Source organism: Acidimicrobiia bacterium (genome assembly GCA_040878325.1).
Lineage (GTDB): Bacteria > Actinomycetota > Acidimicrobiia > Spongiisociales > UBA11373 > JAUYIV01.
Window position 1 is genome coordinate 1 of the sequence record JBBDMM010000007.1, and the last position, 13,734, is coordinate 13,734.

General features: G+C 60.8%; 12 protein-coding genes. 3 read left to right on the forward strand and 9 right to left on the reverse strand.

Translation table 11 applies throughout. The annotated features are described in order from the left end of the window. Positions 1-78: 78 nt before the first annotated feature. The 9 genes from WD184_04180 to WD184_04220 form a co-directional block, all read right to left on the reverse strand. A complete protein-coding gene (locus WD184_04180; GenBank protein ID MEX0825939.1) occupies positions 79-777 on the reverse strand; it encodes a hypothetical protein in 699 nt (232 codons plus the stop codon). Between the two features lie 323 nt (positions 778-1,100). Further along, positions 1,101-1,571, reverse strand: coding sequence for a sigma-70 family RNA polymerase sigma factor (locus tag WD184_04185; GenBank protein ID MEX0825940.1), 471 nt, complete (start codon positions 1,569-1,571; stop codon positions 1,101-1,103). Positions 1,572-2,023: 452 nt separating this feature from the next. Further along, positions 2,024-2,368 carry a hypothetical protein gene (locus WD184_04190; GenBank protein MEX0825941.1) on the reverse strand — a complete coding sequence of 115 codons (345 nt, stop codon included), beginning with the start codon at positions 2,366-2,368 and terminating at the stop codon, positions 2,024-2,026. 160 nt (positions 2,369-2,528) lie between these two features. Next, entirely contained in the window at positions 2,529-4,220 is a 1,692-nt protein-coding gene (locus tag WD184_04195; GenBank protein ID MEX0825942.1) for a UvrD-helicase domain-containing protein, read from the reverse strand. Then, complete coding sequence (locus WD184_04200; protein ID MEX0825943.1) at positions 4,211-6,103, reverse strand: AAA family ATPase; 1,893 nt, start codon at positions 6,101-6,103, stop codon at positions 4,211-4,213. Before WD184_04200 ends, WD184_04195 begins: the two co-directional genes overlap by 10 nt. Further along, complete coding sequence (locus WD184_04205) at positions 6,100-9,177, reverse strand: type I restriction endonuclease subunit R (GenBank protein MEX0825944.1); 3,078 nt, start codon at positions 9,175-9,177, stop codon at positions 6,100-6,102. Before WD184_04205 ends, WD184_04200 begins: the two co-directional genes overlap by 4 nt. Next, complete coding sequence (locus tag WD184_04210; protein ID MEX0825945.1) at positions 9,174-10,415, reverse strand: restriction endonuclease subunit S; 1,242 nt, start codon at positions 10,413-10,415, stop codon at positions 9,174-9,176. The genes WD184_04205 and WD184_04210 overlap by 4 nt, the downstream gene beginning before the upstream one ends. A gap of 31 nt (positions 10,416-10,446) precedes the next feature. Continuing rightward, complete coding sequence (locus WD184_04215; GenBank protein ID MEX0825946.1) at positions 10,447-12,030, reverse strand: class I SAM-dependent DNA methyltransferase; 1,584 nt, start codon at positions 12,028-12,030, stop codon at positions 10,447-10,449. A 65-nt stretch (positions 12,031-12,095) separates the two neighbouring features. Further along, positions 12,096-12,833 (reverse strand): hypothetical protein, encoded by a 738-nt coding sequence (locus WD184_04220; protein ID MEX0825947.1) that lies wholly within the window; start codon positions 12,831-12,833, stop codon positions 12,096-12,098. Positions 12,834-12,935: 102 nt separating this feature from the next. On the opposite strand from WD184_04220, the gene WD184_04225 reads away from it, so the two are divergent. From WD184_04225 to WD184_04235, 3 genes are read left to right on the forward strand one after another with little or no spacing between them, the layout of a single operon-like run. Continuing rightward, positions 12,936-13,238 carry a hypothetical protein gene (locus tag WD184_04225; GenBank protein MEX0825948.1) on the forward strand — a complete coding sequence of 101 codons (303 nt, stop codon included), beginning with the start codon at positions 12,936-12,938 and terminating at the stop codon, positions 13,236-13,238. Between the two features lie 2 nt (positions 13,239-13,240). Further along, positions 13,241-13,459, forward strand: coding sequence for a hypothetical protein (locus WD184_04230; protein MEX0825949.1), 219 nt, complete (start codon positions 13,241-13,243; stop codon positions 13,457-13,459). Then, the gene (locus tag WD184_04235) at positions 13,456-13,611 is read left to right on the forward strand and encodes a hypothetical protein (GenBank protein ID MEX0825950.1); all 156 of its coding nucleotides are present in this window, start codon (positions 13,456-13,458) and stop codon (positions 13,609-13,611) included. The genes WD184_04230 and WD184_04235 overlap by 4 nt, the downstream gene beginning before the upstream one ends. The last annotated feature ends 123 nt before the right edge of the window (positions 13,612-13,734 follow it).

A 13,734-nucleotide genomic window follows, 5' to 3' on the forward strand; every position in this document is an offset into this window, starting at 1 on the left:
GCATGACTCCATCCTCCCGTGGAATCAGAGCCGCTACCAAACCCGGGGTGCTTCAGTTTGTACGTACACGCGTGTCCGTCAGCTGGTGCGGCCGCTGGCTCCTAGCGGTCTCACGAGGTTGGCGAAGAATGTACCGTCGTACTCGCAGTCAGGCGGTGGGTTGTCAGGAGCGCTGTCGCTGGCATAACCAGAGAGCGCGACGGTGTCGCCTGATCTGATCACTATCTCGGTGAGTACCTCCCAGCGGCTCATGTGGATCGTGTGGTCGTCCAGAAGCGAGACGGTTCCTGCCGGCCAAACGACGAGCCGCTCGAGCTCTCCGTAGCTGATGGTGGTACAAGCGCCGGCGATGGTGATCGTGGTCGAGTTGATACCTACCGCGGGAACTCCTTCCATCACCTCGACCGGGCGAGTAGTCAGCCCGTGCCCAACCGGCGCATCAAGGGCACCGAGAAGAATCAGCTGCTCGTCGTAGACGCAGCTCGAGGGCATCGGCTCGGCCAGCTCTCCATCGACTGCATCGAGCGGGATGCCTCGGAATTGGTAGCGGGCGCCAGATGACAAGACCTGAGTCGTGGTAGCCGGAACGACGTCTCCGAAGTGGACCTCGACGCCTTGGACCCACACGTACCGCCCTCCCCCTGGCGGCGGCTCGACCGGGAGATCGAAGACCAGAAGAATCGCCGTGTCGCCCGTTTCGGCGGTCACGCAGGACCCGTCGACGCGGAGGACAGCGTCCTCGACGACTCGGATCGGCGGGTTAAATGGTTCGTTCACCGAACCGAGGAGCGGTGGGTCGACTGCCACGGAAGCGGAAGTCGTTGACGTCGGTGTCGATGACGTCGTGACGGCATTGGTGGACACCGTTGTCGGGGCGCTTCCGCCGAAAGGCTCAGAATCTCTTCGGGGTGCTCCCCCCCACAGCAGGACCAAAGGGAGCAGGACGGCGACGAGGACAGCGGCCCATGCGATTGGTATCCAAGCACGTGGGTGTCGGGTGACGCTCTTCGACGTCACGAAACTGATCGGTGGTATTTCACTGTCAGCGACTGAAGCGCGCGCCTCGTCGGCGTGTCGGCGTCCAAGGTCGTCGATGTCACTCATTCGTTCACCCCCAATGATTTGGCCAATCTCCTTCGCCCGCGCGTGAGGTGAACCCTGGCCGTGGACTCGCTGCATCCAAGAATGGTGGCGACATCATGGACCGGTCGGTCCTCCAGGTAGAAGAGAACCACCGCCTGGGCTTGCCTTGGCGGAAGCGAACGCACGTTGGCCCAGAACGCTTCCGTCTCCTTGGGCAGATCACCGCCAACATGAACCTCATTCTCCAAATGTTTGAGCGCGTTCTTTTCGGCGTAGCGACGCCGCCATGCCGACCTTGCCTTATTGGCGACCACCCTCCTGATCCATCCCTCCGGGTTCTTCAAGCGGCCCCACGCATCCAATGCGGCGACGAAGGCGTCCTGTGTCACGTCCTCGGCTCGTATCCGGTCGCCCATCAAGACACGGGCGATCACCAATACGTGCCGGTACTCCTTCATGTAGAAGTCCTCGAACGACCTGTCATTCACGGCCCCATAGTCCCCTCGCCAAGCACTCGGTGGTGGCGGTCACGCTTACTGTCGCACGAGCCGGCTGAAACGCTTACAGGATCTTTCCCACGCGGGCGAGGTCCGGCCTTCCATCGAACGCAGCGTCGCCGAGCGAACGGCCACAAGAAGCGTACGCCAACCTGCGGCAACGCTGTCGGAACGACAACGATTTGTGGGCCTAACAGGATGGAACGCGAACCACTGCAACGGCGAGATTACAGGGCTACTGGAATTCCTTGACTCGCTGTAGGTGCTGTCGTGCGGCTATTCGCGGCCACGGTGTCGATACTCTCTGATGATGGCGGCAAGCCGTCGTTGCCAGCCCGTACGGTGTGGTAGTCGCACTATCAGCTACTGGCCGAGGCGGAGGAGAAGTATCGCAACCAGCAGAAGACTGAACGCGAATAGCCCAGAACCGGCCTCCGCTACCGCTAGTCCTCCCTTGAATCAGTGACGTAGACGATCGCCGCGAGTCCCGCGGCGTCGATCTGCAATCGGACATCTGACACAATGACATCCCGATTTGGTTCTGAGACCTGGATCACTGTCCCCTGAGGCGGCATAAACACGCCGGGGAACCGCATGACCACCGGCCCAGAGACATGCCCCGGTTCGTGGTTCAGGACATCGGCGGGGCCTCTGAAGTCGTGGATCGCTATCAAGGTCTGGACTTGATCGCTCTGGAGTACAACCGCACCGTCTGATTCGGGCAGGAGTATTTCGTACCAAGGACCGTCATCTGTAGCCACGAGCTTGAAGGGATTACGGATCGTCATGACCGTCCTCTTGCTCGGCGAACCGCAAGACTAGACCACAGAAGCGACCCTTCCACGTACAAACAGACCCCGAACCGAGAGAGAGGTTCCCGGCTCGGCTCGCGAAATCCGTCTGAAGTCTTTAAAGGGCCTGACAGGACAGACGCGAACCATCCGGCCCCTAGGTAACCTCGATAAACGGCACCGCTGTGTCCGTAAGGATGCGAATGACCTGGCCCCGTGCTGAGGCAGGAATTGCTAGTACGAGTAGTTCCGCTGGCCGAGAAGCTCCGACGTAGAGAACTCGTCGCTCCTCGGTCGGGAGATCTTGCTCCCAGTGATCCAAGACGGTGAGGCCACTCTGATCGGATCGAGGTCTCCTAATGGCTAAGAGCACGGCTCGAAACTCCTGGCCCTTCACACTGTGAACGGTTGTTGCACGAAGGGCCCCGCGGATCACGGGCCTTGCATCGACGGCCTGCCAGGACTTCGCTGATGGTTTTCTGATCCCGGCAGTGTCGATCTGATCACCACTTGGCCACGCCAGTCCGCCTAGCGAGTCCTTCAGAGTGCTTGCGAAGTCGCTTCGATCTCCCTTGCCCTTGAGTGAGGAAATGAGACGTGCGACAAGTCTCGCAAACCACCTCCGTTCGACACCAGCGAGTCTCAGTTGTTCATCCACGCTCCCCATTGGGCCAAAACCAAGGAGCGAGAGGAGCGCGGACTCGAAGCGGCGCTTCGCCCGGAGTTTCGTACGAGGCAACGAAACGGGATCGAGAGAGTCTCGAAGACAGATCGCCATAGTGGCTACTCGATCGTTTGTGGTCGCTGATGATGTCCGCGTGCCCGCGACCACCTCAGCATCCGAGAGTCTGTGCGAGAGAACGACAGCGTCGTGCTTCCCGATCTCGTGCTTCTGTAGAAGGCCGCAGAACAGGTCACGGACTCGGACTGGGTCGTCGGTTGCGAGAACGCAGACCGGGACCCCGCGCGAAGGGTTCATTGAGACTTCAACCTCACGCCCATGACGTAGGGAAGTATTGATTGCGGAGATCTCGGGCGTGCTCCGGTGGTTTTTCATTAGGCCCGGAAGGCTTGACAGAGTCCCAGCGAATTCGAGGACCTTGTCGGGGACTGCGTTACGAAACTCGTAGATAGCCTGATCGATATCCGCAACCATGACGACTCCGACCTTCTTCTGGTGCGCAAGGGTCAAGATCGAAAGCTCGTCGGGTCCACAGTCCTGCATCTCATCGACGATGATCTCGGAGAATCTCGATGCCAAGCGACTCCCGATCCGATCTCGTGAATCGGGTTCTTCGACTAGGCCCTTCGCAATCGCACGTGCCGCGGAACAGCTCACGAACCCGGCCTTCACCAGCCTTCGCCAGAGAGTGGCCGCCTCGGCACAAAGCGATGCGTTCTTGCTCACGGCATAACGCCGTTCGCCAGGGCGCATGCCGGGGCGTGTCACGTCCAAAGTGCACGTACCGTCAGCTGTGAAGTCGAACAGCTCCAGGGGGTATCGATAGTTGTACGCACCGGGAAGCGCCACGGTCGTGCGATCCAGATCTCCCCACTGATCTCGGTACTCGGGTTGCACTCCGCGACCGGTCATGTAAGGAGTTGTCACGAACCTATGGATGAATGAGTCGAAGGTTCCTACGAAATTCGGCGCACGCAGCACCTCGAGTCTGCCTCCGCAGCGGGAGGTCGCTTCATCGACTGCGCTGTTGCTGAAGGACAACAACGCGACTCCCTTGCGGGACACTTCAGATGTTCGCGCCAGGAATCGTTCAACTACTTGGCGAGTCTTGCCCGCCCCCGGGCATGCAGGGAGGTATACGTTCGATGGGGCTTCACTCAGCCGCATCGGGTGGCGTCTCCTCGCCCTCCGACTTCACCCAAGCTTGCCAAGGTCTGAATTGCCCTGCCGATATAGGGGGGCGGATTGAGTGAGCCGGATACGAGAGCAAGGGAGGAGATAGATTGTGCGAGTTCTCCCTTGCGTATTCTGAGGCGATTACTTCGCATGGCGAGGTAGACCTGGTTCGCGGACCGAACTGGATCACCGTCCACCATGAGCGAATCCCACTTCTCCTCCGATCGTGGGTGTTGATCTAGGAACGCCTGCCTAACAATGGCGGCGTTGCCCGCCTCGACAAGGTCGGCTTCGAGGGTCAAACGAGATTGGTGGATTGTCATTCGATCGGATGCACCAAGCTCCCCGACGAGAGTGCTGAGATCCCCGCTGCGGGACGTTGGTGACCCGATCGTCCCATCTTCAGCTACCTCAGGGTCTCCGTCGGTGAGAATTGCCACGTGCTCGGCAACCCTGACTCCGTCAACGGCGCTGAGCAGGAGCCTCACATACGGAGCGAAGTCAACGCTGCCAACGTTGATAACGGTCACGCCTCCCCATACAGCCTTGAACGCATCTGCCGAGAGAATGCTCGAAGCGAATGCGCTAACTAGGAGGGCTTCCGAGATCCCTTCCACCAGGAGAAACCTCCTGCCAAAAAGCAACTCGGCTCGTGTGACATCGAGGTAGCGATCGATTTTTGCTCGATCCGGTGGGAGTAGATCCACACTTGCCAGAGCCACCGCGGCAGTCTCCGAGTAGCGAGGACTCGGTTCATCATTTCCCGGCGCCTCGGCCGCGTTACCACACGCAAACCCGGTCCTGTCATCCCTGACCTGCGCACTGAGGAGAACGATACGATCAGTCCCGACGGCACTAGCAATATTCGGTGAGTGCGTCGTAACAACAACTTGAATCCGTCCGGCCGGTCCTTTCGAGTCATCCTTCCCCGCCGAAGCTAGAGCCGAATCGAACAGGAAGTCCAGAAGCACTCGTTGAAGTTGCGGATGCAGGTGCGCCTCTGGTTCCTCGACCAGGAAGAGGGTCAACTCGTTTTGCGAGGCACGCTCAAGCTCCAGTACAACGCTCGATAGATACAGGAGGTTTGAGTAGCCGAGTCCAGAGTCTGCTAGATCGGCGGGACTCACACCCCTTTCTGACATCTTCATTCGGAGACTGCTTGTGAGCCTGCGAATGCTCTGGTTCGCAGGTTGTATGTCGAGAAGCTGCTCACGAATCGGTCGTGTCAATTTGCTCAACTGCTCACCCATGCCAGTGCGTACGTTCTTCACGGCTGGGTGGCGCGCTAGGTCCTCGAGACCCAGCTTGGCTTTGTCTCTGAAGTCTTGGAGGTCCTCCTTCGAAGCAAGTCGCTCAAGAATCTGGGCGAGCCTCGATCCCTGTGCTGAATCGAGAGCCCGGTGGGCGTCTCTTAGTGGTGGGGCGTAGACGTGACAGATCAGATTCCGATTCTCGGGCTCGGCATCGGGGCCATCCAGCGGTCCGGCTAGGCGGTCCACACGAGTGCCGCGAGGGGCAGTTGGTTCGAGCCGGAACCTCGTGGTGTAGATGATGTGTTCGGTTGTCTCGTCGAGGGCAGTTGTAAAGAGAGATGCTTGGGACGCCGTCAGCTCGTCGTACCGGGCACGCAAGACAATTGGTCCATCCAGCTGCCAGAACGAGAAGTCAGCCTCCTCGAAGTATCGAGTAGGCCTCTCCGACGCCGGGCTGATCGCGAGACGCAGTGCATCGATCACGTTCGACTTCCCCGAGTTGTTTTCCCCGACCAGCACCGTCAATAACGGGTCGAACGCAACGTTGACCCCCCCGCAGGACCGAAAGCCATCGATCTCCAGTTGAAAGAGGCGCATGCCATCGGGCTTTGACTTCGTCATGCCGCCTCCAACGCAAACAGCTCGGCTTGCTCCAGGACGAGCTCGATAGCGCGTTCTTCCTTGTCAGGGGGGTAGTCGTACTTAGCGAGCAGGCGCCGGACCTTGGCTCGCATGGCGGCCTTGACCGACTCTTTGAGGCTCCAGTCGATCGTGGCGCTCTCGCGGACGGTCTCCACGAGCTCATGGGCGATAGCCTTTAGAGCCTCGTCCCCGAGTTCGAGCACGGCAGAGTCGTTCTGGACAACGGCGTCGTAGAAGGCGACCTCAGCCTCGGACAGCCCGAGTTCCTTCTCCCGGGTGTCCATGTCGCGCATCTCCTTAGCAAGTTTGACCAGCTCGGCGATGATCTCGGCCGTCGTCAGCGCCCGATTCTGATAGCGGTTGATCGCTCCTTCGAGGAGTTCAGAGAATCGGCGGGACTGGACAAGGTTGGTTCGTTTCAGCGTACGGATGCGATCCTCGAGCAGTCGTCTCAGGAGTTCCGCCTGCAGGTTCGGCTTGTCGGACTGGGCGAGCTTGTCGAGGAACTCGTCGGAAAGAATCGACAACTCGGGCTTCTCAATGCCAGCTTCGGCGTAGATATCGACGATACCCTCGCCCGCAACTGCTTCGGAGACGAGTTGCGCAATGGCGGTGTCGACCTCTTCGGTGCCGCCTCGTCCTGCTTTGTCGGGTGTGCCTTGCTTCTCGAGCTTGATGATGTAGCCGCGTATGTCGGTGAAGAACCTGACGTCGTCGCGGATCTCGAGTGCCTCATCGCGTGCGCCGGCCAGGGCGAAGGCCTTCGCGAGGGCGAGGGTCTGGTCGAGGACGCGAGTCTTCCGGTCGGAATCAGCGAGGACGAAGTCGACCCCCTTCTGGAGCTGCGCGACCCGTTCGCCAGGTGTCAATAATGGATCAGAGGACCAGTCGAGTTCATGCAAGATTCCACGAACGATGTCGTGCTTCTCCAACATGACCTCGACGACCTGTTCGATCGGCACACCCGCCTGGTCACGATCCGAGGGTGAGTAGTTGGCAAGTGCCTCCCGCAGGTTCTGGGCGACGCCGATGTAGTCGACGATCAGACCACCCGGCTTGTCGCGGAAGGTCCGGTTGACTCGGGCAATTGCCTGCATGAGGCCGTGGCCCTGCATCGGCTTGTCCACGTACATGGTGTGCATCGACGGTGAGTCGAATCCGGTGAGCCACATATCGCGGACGATCACCATCTCCAGCGGATCGTCCGGGTCCTTGGCGCGTGCTTTGATCTTGCGGAGGGTGTCCTTCGGGTAGAGGTGAGGCTGGAACTCGGCAGGGTCGGCAGCCGAACCGGTCATCACCACCTTGATCCGCCCCTTGAGCGGATCGTCGGAGTGCCAATCTGGACGCAGTGCCACGATGTGCTGGTAGAGCTTCACGGCAATTCGGCGACTCATCGCCACGACGAGAGCCTTGCCGAGAAGGTTGTCGCGGCGCTTCTCCCAGTGATCCACGATGTCGGCGGCGATCAGGTCGAGCCGCTCGTCCGCGCCAACGATTGCTTCCAGCCGGGCCCAACGGCTTTTGGCACGCTCGACCTCGGTCATCTCCTGACCCTCAGTGATGTGAGCGACTTCCTCGTCTATCTGGGCGCGCACGTCGTCCGGAAGGCTCACCTTGGCGAGCCGCGATTCGTAGAACAGCCGAACCGTCGCACCGTCCTCGACGGCTCGGGTGAGATCGTAGATGTCGATGTAATCACCGAACACCTGGCGGGTCGACCTGTCGGTCGCCTCGATAGGCGTTCCCGTGAACCCGATATAGGTGGCGTTCGGCAGCGCGTCCCGCAGGTGCCGAGCGAAGCCATCAACGAAGTCGTACTGGCTGCGGTGCGCCTCGTCCGCGATCACCACAACGTTGCGGCGGTCGGTGAGCACGGGATGAACATCGCCGCGTGTCTCAGGAGCGAACTTCTGGATCGTCGTGAAGATGATCCCGCCGGAAGCCCTATCCAGCAGGCGCCGCATATCGGCACGACTGCCGGCCTGCTTCGGATGCTCGGGGAGCGTCTTCGCCGGAGCGAACACCTCGCCGAACAACTGATCATCCAGGTCGTTGCGGTCCGTTAGCAACACGAGAGTCGGGTTGCCCATCTTCTCGGAGCGCATGATCTTCCCGGCGTAGCAGAGCATCTCGAAGCTCTTGCCTGAACCTTGGGTGTGCCAGACAACACCACCTCGTCGATCGCCGTCCTGGCCCGATGCTTCGATGGTCGACTCGACAGCAGCGTCGACAGCCCAGTACTGGTGGTACTTGGCGACCCGCTTCACCAGACCATCAGGTTCGTCGGAATGGACGACGAAGTAGCGCAGGAGATCCAAGAACCGCTCCGGCTCGAAGACCCCGCGGATGAGCACCTCAAGTTGAGGTTTGTCTGCGACGACTTCTCGTCCGTCGATTGTCTTCCATGGCGCGTAGTGCTCGAAGCCCGCCGAGAACGAACTCATCACTGCACCGAGGCCATCCGATGCGACACAGACGGCGTTGGGTGCGAAGACCGGCGGGATATCGGCGCGGTAGGTCTGGATCTGGTTCCAGGCTCCCTTCAAGGTGGCATTCTCGTCGCCCGGGTTCTTCAGCTCGATGAGACCAAGCGGCAGACCGTTGACGAACACGAGAACGTCGGGGCGCCGGTTCTTGCCGTCCTCTATCACGGTGAACTGATTGACGACAAGCCAATCGTTGTTGGCCGGATCCTCGAAGTCGACGAGCCAGGCGAGCTCGTGACGGATACCGCCGTCGACTGCCCGGTACTCGGCCGCAACGCCTTTCGTGATCAACTCATGCACCCGGAGGTTCTCGACCAGCGAGCTCTGAGATTCGGCCCGGAGGACCCGAGTGACGACCTCTTCTGCGGTGCCGGCCGGAAGGCCTTGGTTGATGCGCGTGACGGCCTTCGTGAGTCGATCGCGAAGCACCACGTCACGCCACTCCGCCCGTTCCTGCGCTGTACCACCAGGGCCGATGTCAGGACCGAACAGGCACTCGTAACCAAGTGCAGCGAAGTAGTCGAGGCAGGCGTCCTCGACGATTCCCTCCGTAATACCGCTCACGACCCGACCTCGACTGGAACTGCCCTCGACTGTGAGAGCGAAAGATCGCCTGACATGAGTCTCGGCAGTAGCGCATCCCGCAACTGCGAGAGGACTCCGCTCTCGTCCATTCCAACCACTAGCCGATCTCGCAACGATTCAACATGACGTGCGAACTCGGAAGCAACAGCGCCTGAAGGGACAACGAGCGGGAATCGCGACAAGGTCTGGGCATTCAAGGTTGAACGGGTCGTTCCTGCACCTCTCCCACGAACGAGGTCCCAGTAGGCACTAGAGCGAAGCCAGTACTGAAGAAAGCGACCGAACCGTTCGTCCACCGGCCGAAAGCGAATCAGGTAGGAAGCGAAGACTGCTTCAGGCCCTTCTTCGATGAACGCAGCATGCCCCGGGTCTGCCATACGAGCGATAACGATGTCCCCTTTGCGGAGGAGATATTTCTTCCGGTCCGATGGGCCTGCGTCGCAGTACGGCACCGCCCGCCAGTCGATCCAAGCGGTCTTGTTGATATCCGTAATCCGCAGGAACCTGGGTCCGACGGGGTCGTCGGATGCGCTTGCGGTATATCCGTACTGCGGCTTCTCTGTGATGGCCCCCAATGAGGCCACGGCCCAACCGGCTGGGATCTCTCCGATCGGGGAGTCCTCGAATGAATCGGGGAACAGGTCAGAGATCGGCTTGTGCAGTCCTGGATCCTCACCCTCGGCCTTTGCGCGAACCGGGTCGAAGTCGACGAACCATGACTTGAACAACGCCCGGGCGATCCCTTCCAGGGTCTCGCTCCTGCGCCGGTTCAACTCGATCTTGTCGTCGAAGGCACCAAGCACAGCTGCTATAGCGCGCTGCTCATCCATCGGGGGTACCGGTACCTCGAGCCGGGACACGAAGTCCCAGTTCGCTCTAGGCATCTTCGTACCAGTCGATCCGCGGGTAGCGGCGTCCACGAACGGTTGTGATGCCATGTAATAGAACAGGTATCCCGGATCGATGCCCTCCGTCGGCCGAACAACCCAGATGTCGGTCGAGCAGATCCCGTCGAACGGGGCCCGCACCACCTTGCGGAAGTAGGGGCGAAGCTTCCCGAAAAGGATGTCGCCACGCCTGAATCGCGCCTTGGCGCTCGTGACATCGGCTGAAGTGCCTGCACCGAGAAGGGACAAAGATCCCTCTCCGATGTGTTCGAGGCCGACATACCGCTCTTCTCCACCCGCCGCGGGTTGGACGGTATCTCTTACGAGCACAGCGCAGTCGCCGAACGCGGTCGTTGTCCAATCACTCGCCATAACCCAGCTCCTTGAGACTGGCGGCCATGAGCTGGTCGAGCCGCGCGGCCTCGGTCTGTTGTTCGGCGAGTCGCGCTGTGAGTCGCTTCATCTTGTCGTCGAACGGTTCGTCGTCGTCTTCCAGGTCCTCGGCCCCGACGTATCTGCCCGGTGTGAGGACGTGCCCGTGTTCTCGGATGTCATTGAGTGTCGCGCTCTTGCAGAACCCCGGGATGTCCTCGTAAACGCCAGCCTCGGGTTCGCCGCGCCAGGCGTGGTAGGTGCCGGCGATGAGGGCGATGTCTTCGTGGGTAAGGGTTCGGTGCGTGCGGTCGATCATGGTGCCGAGCTTCCGCGCATCGATGAAGAGCGTCTCTCCGCTGCGGTCTCGAAAGCGACCGTTCTTCTTGTTCCTGGCGAGGAACCAGAGACAGACGGGGATCCCGGTGGTGTAGAAGAGTTGGCCGGGTAGAGCGACCATGCAGTCAACAAGGTCGGCTTCGATGATGTTCTTACGGATCTCGCCTTCGCCGGACTGATTGGAGGTCATCGATCCGTTGGCTAGGACGAACCCGGCGGTGCCGCTGGGTGCGAGGTGATGGAGGAAGTGCTGGACCCAGGCGAAGTTGGCGTTACCGGTAGGTGGCACGCCGTGCTTCCAGCGGGGATCGGCTCGGAGGCGCTCTCCACCCCAGTCTGAGTCATTGAATGGCGGGTTGGCGAGCACGAAGTCGGCTCGGAGGTCAGGAAACTTGTCGTCATGGAAGGAGTCGCTCCAGGAGTCGGCGAGGTTGCCTTCAAGTCCCCGGAGGGCGAGGTTCATCTTGGCGAGTCGCCAGGTGGTGGCCATGGACTCCTGGCCGTAGATGGAGATGTCGCTGCGTCGGCCGTTGTGAGCGGCGACGAATTCCGCCGATTGAACGAACATCCCGCCTGAACCACAGCAGGGATCAAAGACTCGCCCTTCGTACGGTTCAAGCATTTCGACGAGTAGCTGTACGACGTGTCGGGGTGTGTAGAACTCCCCCTGGTTCGTCCCTTCGGCTGCTGCGAATTGGCCGAGGAAGTACTCGTAGACCCGTCCGAGAACGTCGTCGGCGCCGTGGTCGACCTCGGTGAAGCCGATCGAGCCGATCAGGTCGACGAGTTCACCCAGAAGGCGCTTGTCGATCTCAGCACGGCCATAGGTCTTGGGCAGGACGCCACGGAGGGATCGGTTCTCCTTCTCGATGAGGTCCATCGCCTTGTCGATGAGGACGCCAATCTCGGGTTGCTTCGCCTTCGCCTGCAGGACATCCCATCGACCCTCGGCAGGAATCCAGAAGACGTTCTCACGTGTGTACTCGTCGCGTGACTCAAGAATCCGAGTCCGACGGTCCTCGTTCGGGATGTAGTCCTTGGACTCAGGATCCGAGAGTGAAGCCTCGATGGCATTGCGCCGGTTCTCGAAGGAGTCGGAAACATACTTGAGGAACACCAGACCCAAGACGACGTGCTTGTACTCGGCAGTCTCGAGGCTCCCGCGCATCATGGCGGCTGCTTCCCAGAGTGTGGCCTTGAGTGTCTTGTTCTTCTTGGTGCTCTTCTTCGCCAATGTAGCGTCCTTTACATTATTTGGTAATCAGTATGAATCAGTTTGCGGAATCCGACAAGCAAACCTCACATGCTCCACGCGGCCAGCCGTTTCAGTCCTTCGGCGTCGAATTCGTTCTCGCCGTGACGAATGAATCGCTCCCCGTAAGTGTCAACGTATTCGCCGAGCATGCCCTCCAATCGCTTCCCTGCGGCTCGTGCTGCGAGTTCGTGTTCCGCGACCTGTGAGGCGTACTCGGGCGCTCCTTGCTTGCGGAGGGCGGCGATGGTCTCGGCTCGCAGGGTGTACACCTCGGCCCAGATCCGGGAGATCAGCTCCTCCTGAGCAGTCAGGTCATCGTCAGTGAGCTTCGGGGTGTCGCCGGTCGGTTCCATGGCCTCGAGGGCCCTGCGGGAGCGGCTCTTGTAGCGGAGGCTGTCCCGGTGGAGCAGCAGGGCGACCTCTCGCCTAAGCCTGGGTTCGATCTTCTTGCGGAAGTGGTCGTCGTCATAGCCCTGCAGGGCTGCGGCCCGTGACCTGCGGTTGGTGAGGTTGAGGCCTTTCGTACCCTGGGCGATCCCGAAGATGATCTGCGTGGCCTGCCGTTCGAAGTCGTCCTTGATCTTGGGGATCAGTCGTGGAACGAGTTCGTTGAAGGCGTCGGCGCGACTGACCCGTTCGTCAGGATGAACCGAGCGGGCGGCTACACCGAGCAGGTCGAGTAGCGCGTCGTCGATGACCTGGTCGGATGTGGGTAGGCCGGCGTGGATGACCGACTTGAGTTTGTCGTCGATCACGTCGACTTCTCCGGCGGTCAGCCGCACGTCGTCCTCCGATACCCAGTTCGTACCCAGTATTGCACCTTGCGCCGCGCCCTCCTGGAGCAGGCAGCGTGGAGTTGCTCATACGAGATCGAAGGAGGTGTCATGAGCAACGAACTGGTCAAGCGGATCAGTGACAACACCGGGATCAGCCGGGTTGGCGCGCCGCGGGTGCCGAAGCCGGTAGTGCGTGCGGTCGAGCATGCCGCTCACCGCGGGTTGATCGCTGCCGCCAAAGTGCAGGCGGCGGGGTACGTGACGCACGTGGCTTTGAGCCAGGTGGCGATGCTGACCGCGGAGGAGGGTCGGCTGATCGAGCAGTGTCCGCTCGGTGAGCCCCGCTTCCGGGTGATCGTCGACACCTACGCCGGGCTGGCCGCGGCTGAGATCGCGCAGCTGGGGTACTAGCCATGGAACTCCTTGGCGTGTTTCTCATCCTGGCGGCGGCTCTGATCGGCGGCGGTTGGGCGATGTACGAGTACATGACCTACACCCAGCCCGAGCGCGAGCGGGCATTGCGTGACGAACTGGAGGCCCTCCAGGCGGCGCAGCGTCTGTCGATCGCGGCGTGGCAGGCCCGTCAGTACATGGCCGGGGTCGTCCGCGGCGATGTCATCGACGAGGCGTGATGGCGAAGTGGGCGATCAGCGGCCTGGCCTACCTGGTCGTGCTGTCGGTGGCGGTGCGGGTCTCAGCGAATCTGCTGGGGCCCGCATTGCCGTTACTGGTGGTGCTGCTGGGCTTGGCGATCCTGTTTCGCAGGCTGTGGAAGGGCTATTGATGGCGTTGCGAAACGGTTGTTCATTCCACCATATGCAAGGCGCATGCCTGCAACGTACGATGAATGGGCGCTGCCAGCTCGGCGCAGCCGACGCTTCCGTCTCCGTTTCTCCCCTGACCGACC

Excerpts from the sequence above, each read along its gene's own strand:
- WD184_04195 (MEX0825942.1), bottom strand. The coding sequence starts at position 4,220 with ATGCGGCTGAGTGAAGCCCCATCGAACGTATACCTCCCTGCATGCCCG.
- WD184_04230 (MEX0825949.1), top strand. The coding sequence starts at position 13,241 with ATGGAACTCCTTGGCGTGTTTCTCATCCTGGCGGCGGCTCTGATCGGC.
- WD184_04225 (MEX0825948.1), top strand. The coding sequence starts at position 12,936 with ATGAGCAACGAACTGGTCAAGCGGATCAGTGACAACACCGGGATCAGC.
- WD184_04200 (MEX0825943.1), bottom strand. The coding sequence starts at position 6,103 with ATGACGAAGTCAAAGCCCGATGGCATGCGCCTCTTTCAACTGGAGATC.
- WD184_04190 (MEX0825941.1), bottom strand. The coding sequence starts at position 2,368 with ATGACGATCCGTAATCCCTTCAAGCTCGTGGCTACAGATGACGGTCCT.